Source organism: Dyadobacter sp. NIV53, from assembly GCF_019711195.1.
GTDB lineage: Bacteria > Bacteroidota > Bacteroidia > Cytophagales > Spirosomataceae > Dyadobacter.
Genome location: NZ_CP081299.1, coordinates 1,189,887 through 1,208,352 on the forward strand (window position 1 = coordinate 1,189,887; position 18,466 = coordinate 1,208,352).

Annotated in this window: 15 protein-coding genes and 1 pseudogene; 12 read left to right on the plus strand and 4 right to left on the minus strand. The window is 39.7% G+C overall.

Features of this window, described 5'->3' with window-relative positions; genetic code table 11:
- Nucleotides 1-54 precede the first annotated feature (54 nt).
- The 3 genes from KZC02_RS04630 to KZC02_RS04640 all read right to left on the minus strand — a co-directional run bounded on the left by KZC02_RS04630 (nucleotide 55) and on the right by KZC02_RS04640 (nucleotide 4,225).
- Nucleotides 55-738 carry a hypothetical protein gene (locus KZC02_RS04630; protein WP_221393047.1) on the minus strand — a complete coding sequence of 228 codons (684 nt, stop codon included), beginning with the start codon at nucleotides 736-738 and terminating at the stop codon, nucleotides 55-57.
- A gap of 110 nt (nucleotides 739-848) precedes the next feature.
- Nucleotides 849-2,891 carry a 1,4-alpha-glucan branching protein GlgB gene (gene glgB / locus KZC02_RS04635; RefSeq protein ID WP_221393048.1) on the minus strand — a complete coding sequence of 681 codons (2,043 nt, stop codon included), beginning with the start codon at nucleotides 2,889-2,891 and terminating at the stop codon, nucleotides 849-851.
- Between the two features lie 125 nt (nucleotides 2,892-3,016).
- On the minus strand, nucleotides 3,017-4,225 hold the full coding sequence (locus tag KZC02_RS04640) for a dipeptidase (RefSeq protein WP_221393049.1): 1,209 nt from the start codon (nucleotides 4,223-4,225) through the stop codon (nucleotides 3,017-3,019).
- Between the two features lie 386 nt (nucleotides 4,226-4,611).
- On the opposite strand from KZC02_RS04640, the gene KZC02_RS04645 reads away from it, so the two are divergent.
- The 8 genes and pseudogenes from KZC02_RS04645 to KZC02_RS04670 all read left to right on the plus strand — a co-directional run bounded on the left by KZC02_RS04645 (nucleotide 4,612) and on the right by KZC02_RS04670 (nucleotide 13,181).
- Nucleotides 4,612-5,193 carry an RNA polymerase sigma factor gene (locus tag KZC02_RS04645; protein WP_221393050.1) on the plus strand — a complete coding sequence of 194 codons (582 nt, stop codon included), beginning with the start codon at nucleotides 4,612-4,614 and terminating at the stop codon, nucleotides 5,191-5,193.
- A gap of 106 nt (nucleotides 5,194-5,299) precedes the next feature.
- Nucleotides 5,300-6,322 carry a FecR family protein gene (locus KZC02_RS04650; protein WP_221393051.1) on the plus strand — a complete coding sequence of 341 codons (1,023 nt, stop codon included), beginning with the start codon at nucleotides 5,300-5,302 and terminating at the stop codon, nucleotides 6,320-6,322.
- A gap of 221 nt (nucleotides 6,323-6,543) precedes the next feature.
- Nucleotides 6,544-10,032 (plus strand): TonB-dependent receptor, encoded by a 3,489-nt coding sequence (locus KZC02_RS04655; RefSeq protein ID WP_229253991.1) that lies wholly within the window; start codon nucleotides 6,544-6,546, stop codon nucleotides 10,030-10,032.
- A 28-nt stretch (nucleotides 10,033-10,060) separates the two neighbouring features.
- On the plus strand, nucleotides 10,061-11,467 hold the full coding sequence (locus tag KZC02_RS04660; RefSeq protein ID WP_255637256.1) for a RagB/SusD family nutrient uptake outer membrane protein: 1,407 nt from the start codon (nucleotides 10,061-10,063) through the stop codon (nucleotides 11,465-11,467).
- A gap of 22 nt (nucleotides 11,468-11,489) precedes the next feature.
- Complete coding sequence (locus tag KZC02_RS32435) at nucleotides 11,490-11,846, plus strand: RagB/SusD family nutrient uptake outer membrane protein (RefSeq protein ID WP_255637257.1); 357 nt, start codon at nucleotides 11,490-11,492, stop codon at nucleotides 11,844-11,846.
- 184 nt (nucleotides 11,847-12,030) lie between these two features.
- A complete protein-coding gene (locus KZC02_RS31455) occupies nucleotides 12,031-12,213 on the plus strand; it encodes a hypothetical protein (protein WP_229253992.1) in 183 nt (60 codons plus the stop codon).
- 17 nt (nucleotides 12,214-12,230) lie between these two features.
- Nucleotides 12,231-12,722: an HAD family hydrolase gene (locus KZC02_RS04665; protein WP_229253993.1), complete on the plus strand. Its 492-nt coding sequence runs from the start codon at nucleotides 12,231-12,233 to the stop codon at nucleotides 12,720-12,722.
- Between the two features lie 178 nt (nucleotides 12,723-12,900).
- Nucleotides 12,901-13,181: pseudogene (locus KZC02_RS04670) on the plus strand (GxxExxY protein).
- 102 nt (nucleotides 13,182-13,283) lie between these two features.
- On the opposite strand, the gene KZC02_RS04675 reads toward KZC02_RS04670, so the two are convergent.
- Nucleotides 13,284-14,060, minus strand: coding sequence for an IS5 family transposase (locus KZC02_RS04675; RefSeq protein WP_221389948.1), 777 nt, complete (start codon nucleotides 14,058-14,060; stop codon nucleotides 13,284-13,286).
- A 197-nt stretch (nucleotides 14,061-14,257) separates the two neighbouring features.
- On the opposite strand from KZC02_RS04675, the gene KZC02_RS04680 reads away from it, so the two are divergent.
- The 4 genes from KZC02_RS04680 to KZC02_RS04695 all read left to right on the plus strand — a co-directional run bounded on the left by KZC02_RS04680 (nucleotide 14,258) and on the right by KZC02_RS04695 (nucleotide 18,212).
- Entirely contained in the window at nucleotides 14,258-15,268 is a 1,011-nt protein-coding gene (locus KZC02_RS04680; protein ID WP_221393052.1) for an alpha/beta hydrolase, read from the plus strand.
- A gap of 87 nt (nucleotides 15,269-15,355) precedes the next feature.
- On the plus strand, nucleotides 15,356-16,033 hold the full coding sequence (locus KZC02_RS04685; RefSeq protein ID WP_221393053.1) for a response regulator transcription factor: 678 nt from the start codon (nucleotides 15,356-15,358) through the stop codon (nucleotides 16,031-16,033).
- The gene (locus KZC02_RS04690; protein WP_221393054.1) at nucleotides 16,002-17,282 is read left to right on the plus strand and encodes a HAMP domain-containing sensor histidine kinase; all 1,281 of its coding nucleotides are present in this window, start codon (nucleotides 16,002-16,004) and stop codon (nucleotides 17,280-17,282) included. Before KZC02_RS04685 ends, KZC02_RS04690 begins: the two co-directional genes overlap by 32 nt.
- Before the next feature lie 501 nt (nucleotides 17,283-17,783).
- On the plus strand, nucleotides 17,784-18,212 hold the full coding sequence (locus tag KZC02_RS04695; protein ID WP_221393055.1) for a hypothetical protein: 429 nt from the start codon (nucleotides 17,784-17,786) through the stop codon (nucleotides 18,210-18,212).
- Nucleotides 18,213-18,466: the final 254 nt, after the last annotated feature.

Below are 18,466 nucleotides of genomic sequence, written 5' to 3' on the forward strand. Positions count from 1 at the left end.
CTGTTGGTTGGCAAAAAGCCATCCGACGGGTTTATCAATAAATCCTGAATGTGGTTAATTATAAAGCGGAAAGGATATGGCAGCATAAGGAACGCCATAGGTTGTAGAAAACCGCGTTTGTCCTCCGTCCAGTTTTTCAGATGAAGTATAGGTAACCCTGCCATGTACGTAACCAAGCTTCAAACCTATTCTGTCAGTGATCCAGTAACGTAAAAATATTTCTGACTGACCACTGTTATTATCCAGTAATACTGGAAGTGCATTTAAAACTGTCGGGTTACTTGGTACATAGGCATTATAAAATTCCGCACCTTCTCCTTCTTCAAATGATGAATTGGTATATAAACCTTTTCGTTTGGCGCCAAAAGCAATTCCTATCAAATCCGTATTTGCACCGATATCAAATTTCCAGAGCCTGACATTAGCACCTACCAGTAAACTGATTCCATTCGTGGTTATCTTACCAAACTTTAACGTGTCTCCGGTAACTGAACTGCTTTTAGGCAACAGATCCGTTTTTCCTGCGTAATATCCCCAGGTACGTACACCCCACCCTATCCTGAACCAGGAAAAATTATTAAGGCTTAATTCCTGATGGTACATTACGGATGGCACCCAGACTTTATCCTGATAGCCAAGTCCCAGATCTAAACCGGATGTAACACGTGAAGCAGTTTGTGCAAATCCAGAAAAAGGAATTATAAGAATAAGAAAAACGATTATACGCGTACTTTTCATTTGATTCAAAGTTAATGATTGCGGCAAAGGTAGAAAAATGTACAAAAAAATAAGACAGAGATTAATCTCTGCCTTAAACTTAACGATGAATCACAATCTGACTCTATATTTTATTTCTTTTTCAAAAGATTCCGCTTTAATATAACTGCGCCAAGAGGTGGTAAATCTACCAGAACCGAATGTGCTTTTCCGTGCCATGCTTTGTTCTCGGCTTTCAATACTCCGCCATTGGTCATTCCGCTTCCATAAAACTTCTTTTCATCGGAGTTGAAAATTTCTTCCCAATTGCCTTCCGACAACACGCCCACTTTATATCCAGGATGCGGAACCGGAGTCAGGTTTAGTATTACAACAATATTGAGATCGGGATCTATGGCTTTTCGGGCATAAACAAGTACCGAATTCTCGCGATCCTGCGTGTCGATCCACTCGAAGCCTTCATGCGAAAACGAGTAGTCGTACATAGCCGGTTCCGACTTGTACAAGCTGTTCAGCGCTTTTGTAAATTCCTTCATTCCCGCATGAGGTGCAAATTCCAGAAGATGCCAGTCCATGCTTTGTTTGAAATTCCACTCAGATGTTTGTCCGAATTCTCCGCCCATAAACATCAGTTTTGTACCCGGATGCGTAAACATGTAGGTAAACATAGTCCGCAGGTTAGCAAAACGCTGCCATTCGTCTCCCGGCATTTTATTTACCAGCGATTTTTTGCCATACACCACTTCATCATGAGAAAGCGGAAGCATGAAGTTTTCATTGAAAGCGTACACTAAACTGAAAGTCAGCTGATCCTGGTGCCATTTTCTGAATGCCGGGTCTTTTTCGAAATATTTGAGCGTATCGTTCATCCAGCCCATCATCCACTTCATTCCAAATCCGAGGCCGCCTACAAACACTGGCCGCGACACACCCGGAAATGCAGTAGATTCTTCCGCAATGCTTTGTATGTCAGGAAATTCTGTATAAGCCGCCACGTTCATATCGCGCAGCAATGAAATAGCTTCCAGATTTTCACGTCCGCCAAATTCATTTGGAATCCATTCGCCATGATTTCTTGAATAATCCAGATACAGCATCGAAGCAACTGCATCCACACGCAAACCGTCCACATGATATCTGTCCAGCCAGAAAATAGCATTACTGATCAGGAATGAACGTACTTCATTTCGTCCGTAATTGAAAATATAACTTTTCCAATCCGGATGATAGCCTTTTCTTGGATCTTCATGCTCGTAAAGCGAAGTCCCGTCAAAACGGAAAAGGCCATGTGCATCGCCCGGAAAATGGGAAGGAACCCAGTCCATGTACACACCAATTCCTGCTTTGTGCAGCTCATCTACCAGGAACATCAGCTCCTGCGGTGTACCCATACGCGAAGCTACCGAAAAATAACCTGTGATCTGATATCCCCAGGAAGGCGGATAAGGATGTTCCATGATCGGCATCAGCTCCACATGCGTAAAACCCATTTCCTTTACATAGGGAACAAGCCCAACTGCAATTTCCTTATAAGTCAGGTACCTTTCCGGATCAGACGGATCGCGCTGCCAGGAACCCAAATGCACTTCGTATACTGATATAGGTGCATTCAGTTTGTTCTTTTCCTTGCGGGTCTGCATCCAGTCTGTATCCTTCCACTCGTACCAGTTATCCCATACAATAGACGCAGTTTTTGGCGCTACTTCGCACCATAATGCAAATGGGTCCGATTTTTCAAGATGCTGGCCATCGTTAGTAATAATAAAGTATTTGTAAACTTCACCAACACCAATGTTAGGAATCCAGCCTTCCCATATTCCTGAACTATCCCAGCGGGCCGACAGAGGATGTCCCTGCTTGTTCCAGCCATTAAAATTCCCGATCACTGAAATGGACGAAGCATTAGGTGCCCATACTGCAAAGTACGTACCTATAATACCTTTATGCTCCATCACATGCGACCCCAGCTTTTCATAAAGTTTATAATGCTTTCCCTGAGCGAACAGGTGAATATCAAAATCTGTAAAACGGCTAATCGCTTCCACCGAATTTATATGTTGTTCCTGTGAATCAAAGCTGTTGTCAGAAGTTATTCCCGATAGAATCTCTGACGGGATCTCCGAAGGAGAAACCGGTGTTAATTCAGCTTTCTTTTTACCCGTTGACTTAGCCATTAGTTATTATTCTTTTTACGATAATCAAATACTAGATGTAATATTTACAATTTTATTAAACTATTTCTTAAAATGTATATATTTTTTTTATCGCAACGGAATAAATTCACTGACTTGCAAGCACATTATAATTTTTCTGCACCTTTTTCTACTTTGTCAAGAACACGCATAATGTTGCCGCCCCAGATTTTGGCTATATCTTTCTCAGAATAGCCTCTGCGTACAAGTTCCTCAGTAATAGCACCGATCTGGCTCACATCGTTCATGCCAATTACTCTTCCGCCACCGTCCAGATCCATACCTATTCCAACATGATTTACGCTGGTTAGTTTTATTACGTGTTCAATATGGTTTACGGCATCCGCAACAGTCGGCATGTCTTTTTCATATTTTTTACCGATGGCCTTCATTTCTTCAAACAACACTTTTTTGTCAGCTGCGGAAAGTTCCGTCTGGCGGACTTTCATACGAAGTGCTTTCATAGATAATTCCTGATCCTGGGAAGGTTTCTTCACAAAACCTGGTACAAAATTGATCTGGATCACACCGCCATTTTTGGCAAGTGTCCTGATCATATCATCTGTCATGTTACGTGGTACATCGCAAAGTGCACGACAGGAAGAATGTGAAGCAATAACAGGAACTTTGGTGAGTTTGATTACATCATAAAATGTAGAATCCGATACGTGCGAAATATCAACCATCATACCCAAACGATTCATTTCCTTCACAACTTCTTCTCCAAACTTGCTCAACCCGTTGAATTCAGGGCCATCCGGATCAGTCGACGAATCACAAATATCATTGTTAGCCGAATGAGAAAGCGTAATGTATCTCAAACCCAGGTCATGGTACATTTTAAGATTTTTGATATCATTATCGACCGGCCAGCCATTTTCCATTCCGATAAATACTGCTCTTTTTCCTTCCTTCTGCAATCTGAAAGCATCTTTCGAAGTTACTGCAAGTCCGGCAACATCAGGATTAAGGCGTACTGCTTCATGGATTTTGTGGAAAATAGCCAGTGCTTTCTTTTTTGCCTCAGCATTAGCTTCTGCCGAACGTTTGCCTTGTCCGAGATAAACGGCAAAGAACATTCCGTCCATGCCACCTTTTTTCATTCTTGGAAAATCTATCTGCGAGCCATCCTTTTCGTAACTATGCTCAACAGCCACATCAAAGCTGTCTTTCATCATGTTGATAGGAACATCCGCATGTGTATCAATGGTCAATACTTTTGCATGGATTTTGGCAGCCTTCGCGACAATATCATCCGTCGGGGTTTGGCCATAAGAAAGGAAAGGTACAGATAAAAGCAGAAGTAATTTTTTCATAAAATGGTAAAAAAATATTATGTAGAGTGAAAATTTTATTAAAGTTTAAATTCAGTCTTTTTTATTGCAAAACCAACTTCAATACCCTCTATCTCATTAGAATCTTAATCTTTCATTGTAATTCTATATTTTCAAATCAGTTAAAACATCCGTATTTACAGTCTTTGAAAATTTATGCTCTTAATTATTCAATAACATGCCTGCACTGAAATTCTTAATTACCTGAACCATTTACTCATATTAAATTCAATTTTAACTAATAAAATTTATAAATTATGGTAAAATAAGGAAGCAAGATGCTTTCCTAACTTTGAGTAAAAAAATTCAGGAATTAACCATTTGACCCGATATGCTTTCTTCCATATTAACAACTTATCTAACTTACAGTGACAAAACTTTTTAGCACTTATCCGGATGAAGAACTAATGCAAATGGTTTGCCGGCAGGACGACGAACTGGCTTTTACGGAGCTATACAAACGTCATGTGCGGTTGCTTGTCCATACTGCAATCAGGAAAACGGGTGTCAAAACCACGGCGGAAGATCTTGTGCAGGAAACCTTTGTGAAGTTCTGGCTGGGCAGGCATAAATTCGATATTCACAAAAATATCCAGGCCTATCTGAATGGCATGCTGAAATACAACATTATTACGCATTATCATCAGGAGCAGAAAAAGCTGGTCCTGACGTTGCAGGAGGATAACGTCCCCATTGATAATGATACCAGCGAAGCGCTTGATTTTAATACACTCAGTGAGCTATACGAACAATCGCTTTTAAAACTGCCGCAAAAATGCCGCGAAGTCTTTATCCTGAGCCGCAAAGGTTACAGCCTTAAAGAAATTGCGGGTTCTTTGGAAATTTCTGAGAAAACGGTAGAAGCGCATATCAGCAAAGCCCTCAAAATCCTACGGGTTGAAATGAAAGATTACATCGTTTATGCGTTGTTAATTGTATCCGCAATTTGACATATCCTATTTTTTAAAAAAAATTCACATTACAGTAAGGGTTACGAAGCTATTTTACAGACTGTATCATTGAAGCTAGTTTATAAGTGTAAAACTTACACCTAAAATGAAAACACAGATACCGTCAGCAGAAATATTAAAAAAATATCTTGCAAATGTAGGCAGTGAGGCCGAACGCGAGATGGTTAACACCTGGTATAGCGGCCTGGACTTACATACTGGGGATCATTTTCATGATGCAGAAGAAGATATTTTGCTTGAACGGATTCAAATGCAGATTTCAGAAACGGAATCGGCTCGTTCTCCCAAAGTCCTGCCGTTTTATCGTTTTTGTAAATATGCAGCAAGTGTAGCTGCAATGCTGATCCTTGGTTTTGGTCTTTTCTATTTACTTCAAAAAAACGAACGACCGGAATATTCCCAAATTTCACAAACTGACTCCAGCTGGATTACTTATAAAAATAAAAAGAAAAGAATCCTCCGTTATCAGTTGCCCGACAGTTCTGTAATCTGGCTGAACCCTTATGCACAGCTATCTTATCCAAAATCATTTACACTAAACAAAACCAGGGAAATCCGCTTTGAAGGTGAAGGTTTTTTTAATGTAAAACCCGATAAAAAACATCCGTTTATCATACATACCGGAGCCATGCAAACGACAGTGCTTGGAACCAGTTTCAATGTAAAAGCCAATAAAAACGAATCAGTATACGAAGTATCGGTAGTTTCCGGCAGTGTGGAAGTAAGTACGGGAAAGGAAGGTAAAACCATTATTCTGAAACCTAAACAACAGGTTGTTTTCCAGAAAGAAAGCAATAATCTGGACGTGGCAGCTACAACGGATGACACACCCGGAATAGAAAATTGGGAAGCGGTTTCTCTCGTATTTAATGAAACCCCAATGACAGTAGTGGCTGAAAAATTGCAGCAAACTTTTAAAATTAAAATTGAGTTCGCCAATCCTGATATAGAAAAATGCAGGTTAAAAATAGATTTCGAGAATCAACGTTTGCCCGAAATCCTGGAAATGATAGAAATGCTGCTTGGTACAACCTATCAGATGAAAAATGACAAAGTAGTTTTTGGCGGAGAAGGATGCCGGTCGGAACACGAAGGAAAAAGATATTAAACTGAACCACATTGTTTTACAAAAACCTGAAAAATATGGCCACATAAGAAACTATACTACAAAATGAGCTTCATTAGTCATAAAAAAAGCCAGAAGTGGTTGCGACACTTCTGACCTGAAACTGACTAAATATCCGGAACGTGCAGTTCACAAAGAATCGCCCGAAGGCGATTTTAACAGGATAGTTATTTCTAACATTTTAACCATTTCACTGTAAAATTATGAAAAAACATTTTCATCCAAAGCATGCATTGCTATTCAACATCATGCGCATGACATTCTACCAACTGATTTGTATCGGTTTGCTCTCAACAGTAACCATAGCGCACACTTCCCCGGCGCAGGAATTGCTGAACAAAGGAGTAACGCTGGAACTGAAAAACGTGAGCCTGAACGAGGCGTTAACAAAGATTGAACAGGAAACCAAAGTACGGTTTGCATACAGCAGCAATCTGGTAAACCTGAATAAGGCTGTCACTATCAACGTAAAACAGGAGAAATTATCACTTGTGCTGGAAAAGCTCCTGATTCCATTGGAGATCACTTACCAGGTCCGTAATAACCAGATACTGCTTTCGAAATTCTCTAAAAAAACGTCGGAGCTGAATCAGGAAGATTTCCAATTGATACCTGCCAACATGCCTGCTGAAATTACAGTTAAAGGAACTGTGAAAGCACCCGAAACTTCCGAGCCGCTGCCTGGCGTAAGTATTATTTTAAAAGGAACACAGCGCGGAACGACAACGGATGCCAATGGAAAATTCCAGCTGGAAGTTCCTGATGGCAATGCAGTCCTGATATTTTCATTTGTAGGTTATACTTCACAGGAAATTACGGTTGGCAATAAGACTAATATAGAAGTTTCACTCGCGCCGGATACCAGAGCTTTGGACGAAGTTGTGGTGGTAGGTTATGGCACTCAAAAGAAATCTACTTTGACAGGTGCCATTGCTTCCGTAAAGGGCAGTGAAATTGCTGAGAATCCTGTACCTAATATTTCCAATTCCATAGCAGGAAAAATTGCCGGTGTAAGTATGCGGCCCAACGGAGGGCAACCTGGTTCAGATTCTCCCGACATTCACATCCGTGGAATTGGTACGACCGGAAATAACAAACCGCTGGTGGTTGTGGATGGAATTATCAGGGACAATATCAACCAGATAGATCCCAGTTCGATAGAAACTGTAACGGTACTAAAGGATGCAGCAGCTGTTGCTCCGTACGGATTAGGCGGTGCCAATGGTGTGTTGCTTATCACAACAAAAAGAGGAAAATCAGGTGCTCCTACCCTTTCATTATCAAGTTATTATGGAACACAAACGCCAACTTATTATCCAAAACTGCTAAGTGCCGTGGATTACATGCGGCTTAAAAATGAGGCGTACCTGAACGAAAATCCAACCGGGGCCCAGCTTCCTTTCGCAACGGATCTGGTCGATAATTACACGAACCTTAACAAGGAGAACCCGGATCTGTACCCGATCAGCAATACGAAAGATCTGGTAAATATGAATGCACCCATGCAGAATTACACTTTGCAGCTGAGCGGTGGTTCCGACAGAATTAAATACCAGACCGGCCTGGGTTTTCTGAAACAGAACGGAATGTTTGATCCGGTGAAATATGCAAGATATAATTACAATATGAACCTGACTGCTGAAGCCACCAAAACGACAACAGTTTCACTTTCCATTATCGGCTCTGTTGAGCGGGTTTCATCGGTTGATACGGCGGTTTCGGCAGGTAATCTTTTCAGGAATGGTTTCAAATATATTCCAATCCGCAGTTTGTATTACAGCAATGGTTTGTGGGGCGAGTTTGCAGGAAATTCACCGGTTGGCGTACTTCATGCCGGTTATACCAAAAACAGCAACAACACTCTGCTGACAACCATTGGGATTGAACAAAAACTGCCTTTTATAAAAGGATTGAGCCTGAAAGGTACGTTCAGCTATGACCCAAACCAGAAAACGAAGAAGGGATATCATACGCCGTTCTATTATTATACCCAAAATACAAATACGACACCTTACACCTATAAAAAGGAAATATCTACATCAGAAGGTGGAGCTGCCGCATTTACCTGGCTTGCACAGCAATACATAAAAACCCAGACTTTCACTTACCAGGCGTATCTGAATTATCATAACTCGTTTGGAAAACATGATTTTACGGGTTTACTGGTAGCTGAGGCAAGAAATAGTACATACGAAATGTTCACAGCCCGGCGTAACAATTTTGCAGTGGATGTGGATGAGCTGAACATGGGAAGTTCAAATAAAAACGATTTTGATAATGGCGGGACCTCCTCCACCGGCAGTCAGATTGGTTATGTTTACCGCGTTGGTTATGCGTATGCCGGAAAATATCTGCTGGAAGCTTCCGGCCGGTATGATGGTCATTACTATTTCGCACCAGGAAAAAGATGGGGTTATTTCCCAGCCTTTTCAGCCGGATGGGTTTTGTCAGAAGAAAATTTTGTTAAAAACGGGCTTCCATTTGTCGACAACCTGAAAATGAGAGGCTCATGGGGGAAATCAGGAAATCTGGCCGGTTCAGCTTTTCAGTATCTGACAGGATACAACCTGAATGGCAATGCTTATGCATTCGGAACAGGGTCAATGGTACAGGGAGCGGTCGTTCCTAATGAAGCGAACAAAAATATTACCTGGGAAATATCCACCAAATCAGATGTTGGTTTTGAAGCATCTTTATGGAGAGGTTTGCTGACAGTTGAAGCAGATTATTTCCACGAAAAAAGAACAGGAATGCTGCTTCCACCAGCTGTAAGTGTGCCGATCGAATATGGTTTGGCATTGGCTGATGAGAATGCGGGAGTTATGGAAAACAACGGGATAGAACTGAGCCTCGGTACAAATTATAAGTTTGACGACGGCCTTCGGTTAGGGATCAACGGAAATGTGAGCTTTGCCAAAAACAAAATGATCAAAGTATTTGAAACAGCTGCAACACGTAACAATCCAAACCGCAGCCGTACGGGCCGTCCCTTAGGAACACAATTTGGTTATAAAACTCAGGGTTTGTTCAGTACAGAAGATGATAAAAATGATGATGGGATAATCAATGCAGCCGATGGATACAACATAGCACAATTTGGTGCGCTCCATCCAGGAGATATCCGTTATGTCGATATTGCAGGCCCGAACGGTGGTGCGCCGGATGGTAAAATTGATTCTAACGACGAAACAGTTATAGGCAAGCCGGTATATCCTTTTTTAAGTTATGGACTGACCACCACGGCAGCATGGAAAGGATTTGACCTGAACGTCTTTTTTCAGGGATCGTCCATGGCAAGCCTGGATATCAGACAGTTCCAGACTATTCCTTTTAATAACAACAACAGTAATTCCAGCTATGAATATTACGATAATCACTGGACGCCAAATACACAGGATGCACGGTATCCGAGAGCAACACAGGCGCCTTATGCCAACAACACACAATTGTCGGATTTCTGGATGACAAGTACAGCACATCTTCGCCTTAAAACTGCGATTATTGGTTACACTTTGCCAAAAAACCTGATCCAGGCTTTACGGATCCAGCAGGTTAGATTCTATGTTTCGGGACAAAACCTGTTCACGTTCAGCAAGCTCAAATTTATGGACCCGGAAGTGGGTTATACTGATCGTGAAACGGCATATCCAAACCAAAAGGTGTATGTGTTCGGCTTAAATGTGACATTCTGATCTATTAACAATGATAATAAGACGAATTATGAAAAATATTAAACAAATCATTTTTTCAATATCCCTGACAATCTGCTTTTTTACAACGGCATGCAAGGAAGATTTTCTTGAAAATGACATCAAAAGCAGGTTGACGGATGATATTCAATGGGCTTCGGAAGGAAATGCTGATCTTTTCCTGAATGATATTTACAGTGTGCTTTCCAACAAATGGAATTCTCCTGATAATCTGGACAATTTCACAGATGACAACGACGCAGGATTCTACTGGAAATCGTATAGCTGGCGTCAGGGAATCGTTGATCCGGCTGTCAACAATGGTACGCCAATGGATCATGCAAATGGAAATGCAACGGACTATGCTTCATGGGCCGCGGGGTTTTTAAAAATCCGGAAATGTAATTTGTTCATACAGAAAGTGACTGAAAATTCAGCTAATTTCTCAGAAGATTATATCAAAAAACGCCTGGATGAAGCTAAGTTTTTGAGGGCTTATTATTATAGCGAGTTATGGATGCATTTGGGTGGGCTGCCAATTATTACAGAAGTACTCGACAGGACTACTATGGATGAGGCCGAACTTTACAATGCCCGGAGCACATTTGAAGAAACCTTCAATTTTATTATTTCCGAACTGGATAAGATCGTTGCCAACAATGCACTGCCAGCCAAATACAACGGCGGCGATGCGAATGCGGGAAGGGCTACGGCAGGTGCTGCGCTAGCCTTAAAAGGCTGGCTCCAATTGTACGCAGCAAGCCCTGCTTTTAATGCAGCATCACCTGCTGCCGGTGCCGATCCGAATAAATTGGTTGGATTTGGCAATTATGATGCAAAACGCTGGGAAACTGCGGCTGCAACAAATAAAAAATTCATGGATACTTATGCCGGTGTATATGGCTTGTTCAGTGATTTGCCCGCGTTATGGCAGGAAAAAAACGAGTACAATCCTGAAATTATTTGGGACCGTCAGGTAGTTTCCATCATCATGGGTTCGAATTATGAACAGTACGGCGGACCGGTTTGGATCGACGGCGTTTATTATACCTGGGGGAATTATGATCCTTCGCAGGAACTTGTGGATCAGTTTGCTATGGCAAACGGAAAATTGATTACCGATCCGACTTCGGGTTATGATCCGCAAAATCCTTATGTAAACCGTGAAAAACGTTTTTATGATTTCATCGTTTACGACGGCGCTCCCTACAAACAGGACTGGATGGCAAAAACGGATACCATTTATACGAGAATTGACAAGGTAAGGCCTTCAAAAAACCAGATCGATTTTGGTACAGATGATGTAAGTAATACAGGTTATTATTTCAAAAAGAAAATTAACCCTTTGAAACCCCGGGGCGGAGCAGCAAGCGGTCAGAATTATGTATATTATCGTTATGCTGAAGTTGTTCTAAACTACGCTGGAAGCCCAGAATGAGGCTGTTGGTGCAGACGCTTCGGTGTATACAGCTATCAATTCAATCAGAAAACGTTCTAATTTACCCGAACTACCGGCTGGATTAAATAAGGATGATATGCGGAAAGCCATTCGCCGTGAACGCCGGATCGAACTCTGTTTTGAAGCCAAAAGATTCTACGATATTATCCGCTGGGTGATTGCGGAAGATGTGATGAATAAAGATTTGCATGGCATGAAAATTACCAATTCGTCCCCTAACGACAATAAAGGAAAATGGGTATACGAAGTGGTTGGCTTGAACCATCCGCACGTTTTCACCAAGAAAATGTACATGAATCCCGTGCCTCAGCCGGTAATGGACCAGAATAAAAAGATTATACAGAATCCGGGATATTGAGGGAGTTATTAGCTTAGAGTTCAAAGTTTAGAGTGGGCTGCCGCAAATTGAAAAGCGTAAGTTATTCTATGTTAAAATTGTTGCGTTTCCCTACGAAGCGCAACAATTTTTGCTTCAGAGATTTTCGTATGTTTGGGAAATGGATTTTAATTAAAATCAGCTTAAACATTACAAACAAATTCCAATGACAGAAATACAGGTTATAGCGTTCGATGCTGATGATACGCTTTGGGTTAATGAGCCCTTTTTTCAGGAAACAGAAAAGAAATTTTGTGATATGCTTGAAAATTTTTTGCCGCATCACAGCATTTCCAGAGAGCTTTTACGATTGAAATACAAAACCTGCCACATTACGGCTATGGTGTGAAGGGGTTTATACTGTCCATGATTGAAGCCGCAATCACGATCACAGAAGGGAAAATTGGTGTTGAATCAATAGAAAATATTCTTGCTTTAGGAAAAGAACTTCTGGACAAAGACATTGAATTGCTTGATGGCGTTGAAGATGTGCTAAAAGCATTACATGGAAAATACAGGCTGGTAATGGCGACAAAGGGCGATTTGCTGGACCAGGAAAGAAAGCTGAACAAATCAGGATTGGCCAGGTATTTCCATCATATTGAGATCGTTTCCGAAAAACAGGAACCTGAATACCGTAAACTGATCAAACATCTGGATATACAGCCAAACCAATTTTTAATGATCGGGAATTCACTCAAATCAGATATTTTGCCTGTTCTAAATATCGGAGGACATGGGTTTCATGTGCCTTTTCATACAACCTGGGAACACGAAAAAGCAGACGCAAACATCGATCATCAAAATTTCAAAGCATTAGAAAATATCAGGGAGGTTCTGGATTTCATACGGGTTTGATAAAACGTTTTAATATTTATAATTTAACCATTTAGGAGTTGAGCTTATTAAGCTTCAAGCCTTAATTCTTAAATATTGCTTAACTTCTTAATGGTTAAAAATCTTCATCTCAAACAAATCAATTATAAAAATCATGACCAAAAAAGAAGTAACGCGGCTGTAATATGCAATAACGGGATTGGCGATAAAAGTTCATAGAGCTATTGCCCCAGGTTTACTGGAAAGTATTCAGGAACAATGTCTTAAATATGAGTTGGAGAAAAACGGTTATTTTGTTAAACAACAACATATTGTACCGGTTTTTTTAACGGATTATCAATGGATACAATTTTGAGACTGGATCTTTTAGTTAATAATTGTGTAACTGTCGAGTTAAAAGCGATAGAAAACGTTTTGCCTGTTCACGAGGCGCAATTAATAACATACATGAAATTGCAAAAAAACCACAGGGACTTTTAATCAATTTTTTCACAGACAATATTACAAAATCAATGTAACCATTTGTGAATGAATTTTTCAGGATGTTACCGGATGAATAAAGAATAAGAGTGTGTTGGGAAATTAAGTTTGGTTTTTAAGACATATTCGTTGTAACATTAATTGGGTATTTGCTAAATATAGCCATGCAACTGACGAAGATGTGGTATATTCATAGTCTTTGACTAGCCTGCGGAAATAATTAGTCCAAGATATGCTTCTTTCTACCACCCACCGTTTTGCCACTGGAACAAATCCTTTTGCTGATTCTGGACGGGAAGCTTTTTCAAAATCGAAACCAAATTCATTTATATTTTTAGCAAATACGCCGTTATACGCTTGGTCTCCATATATTTTTTCAAGACGATCACTATAATACAAAATATGTGGTACTAGTGCTAGAGCTGCTGGTCCATCTCCAATATTACCTGCGTGGACATGGGCAGCCCAAAGGCGACCACCGCTGTCAACAAGTAACTGTCTTTTACGCCCGTTAACTTTTTTGTTTGCATCAATTCCACGATCTTCAAAAATTCCTGGTGACAGTTTAACACTTTGACTATCAATGCAAAATATGGAAGGATATTCTTCTCTTTCTTGATTTTTTCTATCCAGTTGATTAACGACGCGGTTGATCCTTTCAAATAATCCATTACGTTTCCACTTGTCAAAATAATAGTAAACAGCTTGCCAATTTGGCCATTGAGCAGGAAGGTTTCTCCACTGACAACCAGTTCGGACTACATAAAGTAAGGCATTCATCACCTGCCTAAGATCTAATTTTCTTTTTCTTTTTAAATTAAAAAATGGTAAAATTGCCTCCCATTGGGGATCGGTCAGTTCCAAAAACTGTTTGTTCACATCTTTGAAGTTTGGTCACAACAAAGTTGATACGATCCCTAATATTTTCAATATCCCAACACACTCTAAACCGCAACATCAGTCCAGGCTTTTAGGAGTTAAGGACGATATAGAAAAAATTAATAAAAATGGTATGGAAAATGCAATACAATTAATCCTAATAACCTTAACTTCTTAATTGTAAAATTCCAACGTTAATGAAAAACAAACTCCCTTATTTAATCCTGCTGCTGTTAATTGTCAGCCCGGCTGATGCGCAAATAACTTACTGGACAGACATTTTAAATAATGGATTCAAACAAGCTACAATCGTTCAGCCTTCTGATTATGAAGGCAGTGTGACATGTACTTTGGTTAGAAAATTAACTCTCGAAAAAAGCACCAAATCGGTATTATATGTACACGGATTTAATGACTACTTTTTTCAGGAAGAAATGGCTGACCGTTATATAAAAGCCGGCTATAATTTCTATGCTGTAGATTTAAGAAAGTACGGGAGATCCTGGCTGGCAAACCAGAAAATGAACAATGTCAGAGACTTAGCTGAATATTTTGCTGACATTGATACCGTTCTGAGTATTATGAAAAGTGAAGGTTCAGAAAAAATACTGTTAAACGGGCATTCTCTGGGAGGCCTTACGCTCGCGCTTTATGCGGATGAAAGGAACGGGAAAGAATTATTTGATGCTATCATCCTGAACAGCCCATTTTTTAGTTTGAAAATAAAATCAGTTGTTAAAAAAACAATCATACCCTTAATTGTTAAAAGAGCAGAAAAACATCCTGCAACTTCGGTTGACCTTGAAATAAGTAAGTTGTATGGAGAAAGTTTGCATAAAGATGCACAAGGCGAATGGGCATACAACCTGAGCTGGAAACCAATTGACATTCCTGCGGTAAATTATGGCTGGATTGCGGCAGTTAGTCATGGATTGACAAAGCTTTCTCAGGGTTTGCAGATCAATAAACCTGTTTTGATATTACATTCCGCCAAATCCGTTGATGAAAAAAAATGGAGTGAGATCCTGTTTACAGGCGATGCTGTTCTGGATGTGGAAGAAATTAAATTGCAGTCGAAAAATATTGAAGGTCAGTTTAGTATACAGGCATTTGAAGGTGGTATGCACGATCTGATTTTATCCAAAAAACTTGTGAGAGAGGAAGTTTACCAAACGATGTTCAGCTGGATTAAACGGAATATCAAATAGGCCACAATCTTAAATAATCCTTTTGATCCTGTCCGAACTTCAGAATTTCACCAAATTTCGTAGCTTCATTTGTCTAAAATTAATAAAATGAAGCTATTACTCATAGAAGACGAAAAAGCGTTGGCGACAAGTATCCAGAATTATTTCCAGCGTGAAAATTTCATATGTGAATGGGCATCTGATTATGAGGCTGCTATCGAGAAAATCAACATTTACAGATATGATTGTGTGCTCGTAGATATTATGCTTCCTGATGGCGATGGATTGAATGCAGTTCGCGAACTGAAACGAAAATATCCTGAAACCGGCATCATTATTATTTCAGCTAAAAATTCGCTGGATGACAGAATTGTTGGTTTAAACCTCGGTTCGGACGATTATCTGACCAAACCATTTCATCTTTCGGAGCTGAATGCACGGGTTCAGGCTGTGATACGAAGGAGAAGTTTTCAGGGAAACCAACAGATAAATTTTGGCAAAATAAGTATTGAACCACAGGAACATACCGTCAATGTGGAAAATCAGGAAGTCATTCTGACACGAAAAGAATATGATTTGCTCATTTATCTGATTGCAAACAAAAACCGTGTACTAACCAAGGAATCAATTGCCGAACACCTTTGGGGAGATGACGCAGATTTAATGGATAATTTCGATTTTATATACACACATATTAAAAACCTGAGAAAAAAACTAATGGATAAAGGTGCACCGGATTATCTGAAATCAATTTATGGAGTGGGTTATAAATTCAGTGAATCATGAAATTACTGGCTCAGATTTTCCGGTACCAGATCATTGCTTCATTGGTGGTATTACTTTTAGGAACCGGGCTTTTTTTGTTTCGGTCCGTTATTTAATTGATGAAGAAGTAAATAAAGAATTAATCAGCAGTCGGACGAAAGTGAGCTGGCAGTTAAAACATATTGATACATTACCGGTTTACATTCTGCAACTTGGTGATAGTTTACAACTTGATGCTGTGCGGTTTCCTGGAAAAAGTTTATTAAGGGAAAGGCAATTATTCAATCAGTCGGAAAAGGAATTTCAGCCTTACAGGCAACTGATTTTTTATGAGCAGGTAGAAGGCCAGTGGTACCGGGTTACGATCAGCAAATTATTGATCCAGCGGCAGCAATTGATGGATGCAGTAGTTGTGACTGTTACATTTATCGTGGCATTGTTACTGGTGTCTCTGCTGATGTTAAACGGCTGGCTGTCCAAAAGTATCTGGCGGCCATTTTATAAAACACTGAATGCGCTCGATCATTATCAGCTTGAAACACATGAAGTGCTAAAATTCCAGGCAGGAAAAACCGAAGAGTTTAATCAACTCAATATGTCAGTAACACAACTCACGGAAAGACTGGCAACGACGTATCAGACTTTAAAAGAATTTACTGAAAATGCAGCGCACGAAATCCAGACCCCGCTGGCTGTTATCCTTTCTAAAATTGAAGGATTGTTCCAGGACGAAACCCTGACGGAAACACAGCTGGTTGCATTATCGGAAATAAGTGAAGCGGCTAACCGTCTTAGCAGATTAAACCAGGCATTACTTTTACTTACTAAAATTGAGAACAGGCAGTTTCTGGCGGGAACAGAAGCGGTGAATTTTTCCCCAATTATTAATCGTAAACTGAGAGATCTGGAAGATTTGATCGCACAGCGTCAAATAATTATTAAAACAGAATTGATACCAACCGGCCCTGTAATGCATCCGGCTTTGGCAGAAGTTCTGGTCAATAACCTACTGACGAATGCTATCAGACATAATTTGCAAAATGGTACTATTTTAATTTCATTGACCGAAAAAAAACTGGTTGTACGTAATACCGGAAACCCAATAAATTATGATCCGGCACAACTTTTTGAGCGTTTTAGAAAAGAGACCACACAGTCAGCATCTTTGGGCCTTGGACTTGCTTTGGCAAAAACAATTTGTCAGGTAAATGAGCAAACGCTGACATATGAGATTGATAATGAATGGCATATATTAACCGTAACCTGGTAAAAGATATTATTTCATGGCTGGTAGTGATTCAAACGGATAGTTTTTAACTGTCCGTTTTTTTGTTATTATCTTTAAAATGTACCGGTTTACAATTACCCACTCGTCGTAACAAGACTTTGCAAATAACTTTTATTGCCTGACAACTAACTTAAATAAGTTTCAAATTGCCATTCGGCGTTTACAGGACAGCGTGTAAAAGCCGGCTAAAAATGATTAAATCCCTGAATAATTTTTAGTGCCTTGTTTCCCTGTTGCGAATTCAAGCGTATAGTATTGTGTGATATAAAAAAGAATACAACAGCGTCAGAATGGTAAATCAGGCATAATTTTTGACTGTAAATTTTCCAAAAAACTCATCTATACTATTTTAAATAACTCAGCATGCTTTTACCTATTGATCTTATTTTGTTAGGTAGAACTGTGTATGAACTCTTTTAAAAAAAATAAATATTACCATAGATAGTACTACCTTTTTAACTTCTATTTTCTAACCTTACTTTAATGATAAAGCTTTGTAAAAATATGATCGATCATATTTTAAAGAAATGGCCGGAAGCAGAATTACGTGTGCAAAGCAGTATGGCATTCCATGATAATGAATTGATAATCACGAACGCCAACAAGTGGTTTATTACCATGTCCCACTCATCCGGTAAAGTTTCGGCCATCATTTATATGATCACCGGATCTGTTAAAAATAACAATCTGGGTTACCAGTATTTAAAAGAATATCGGGTTAATATCCTTCAAAAACAGGAAAAATACCGAACGTCGTATATCAGGCATCTTGGGATTTCGCGATTCGTAAAAATGAGTTGGTCAATGGCCGAACTGATCAGAAATATGGAATTGGAAATGGCTAAGTCCACCGCAGAAACCATTAAAAATGAAACTAACAGTCAATATTACGGACTAAGGCCAATAATTTGAAACAGGCTTTTAAAGTTTTTAAATAGCGGGAGAAACGGGTTATTTTTTAGAAAAATCCCGTTTCTCTGAAAAAATAGTATGGCCAGAATATTCAGTCCGGTATTGATTTAAGCGCTCTGGCTAATGCATGTGCCATTTAATCTTCACCCATTGCGCTACCCATTGCTTTCATCGCGGTAATTATATCTCCTTTATCCGCCCTGTTAATTTTGAAAACAATCACTTCGTTAGGAAAACTTTTTTGTCAAACATTC

What these genes read in the sequence shown, in the direction of transcription:
- KZC02_RS04630 (WP_221393047.1), bottom strand. Translation starts at nt 738, where the DNA reads ATGAAAAGTACGCGTATAATCGTTTTTCTTATTCTTATAATTCCTTTT.
- glgB (WP_221393048.1), bottom strand. Translation starts at nt 2,891, where the DNA reads ATGGCTAAGTCAACGGGTAAAAAGAAAGCTGAATTAACACCGGTTTCT.
- KZC02_RS04640 (WP_221393049.1), bottom strand. Translation starts at nt 4,225, where the DNA reads ATGAAAAAATTACTTCTGCTTTTATCTGTACCTTTCCTTTCTTATGGC.
- KZC02_RS04650 (WP_221393051.1), top strand. Translation starts at nt 5,300, where the DNA reads ATGAAAACACAGATACCGTCAGCAGAAATATTAAAAAAATATCTTGCA.
- KZC02_RS04655 (WP_229253991.1), top strand. Translation starts at nt 6,544, where the DNA reads ATGAAAAAACATTTTCATCCAAAGCATGCATTGCTATTCAACATCATG.
- KZC02_RS04660 (WP_255637256.1), top strand. Translation starts at nt 10,061, where the DNA reads ATGAAAAATATTAAACAAATCATTTTTTCAATATCCCTGACAATCTGC.
- KZC02_RS31455 (WP_229253992.1), top strand. Translation starts at nt 12,031, where the DNA reads ATGACAGAAATACAGGTTATAGCGTTCGATGCTGATGATACGCTTTGG.
- KZC02_RS04665 (WP_229253993.1), top strand. Translation starts at nt 12,231, where the DNA reads ATGATTGAAGCCGCAATCACGATCACAGAAGGGAAAATTGGTGTTGAA.
- KZC02_RS04680 (WP_221393052.1), top strand. Translation starts at nt 14,258, where the DNA reads ATGAAAAACAAACTCCCTTATTTAATCCTGCTGCTGTTAATTGTCAGC.
- KZC02_RS04685 (WP_221393053.1), top strand. Translation starts at nt 15,356, where the DNA reads ATGAAGCTATTACTCATAGAAGACGAAAAAGCGTTGGCGACAAGTATC.
- KZC02_RS04690 (WP_221393054.1), top strand. Translation starts at nt 16,002, where the DNA reads ATGGAGTGGGTTATAAATTCAGTGAATCATGAAATTACTGGCTCAGAT.
- KZC02_RS04695 (WP_221393055.1), top strand. Translation starts at nt 17,784, where the DNA reads ATGATAAAGCTTTGTAAAAATATGATCGATCATATTTTAAAGAAATGG.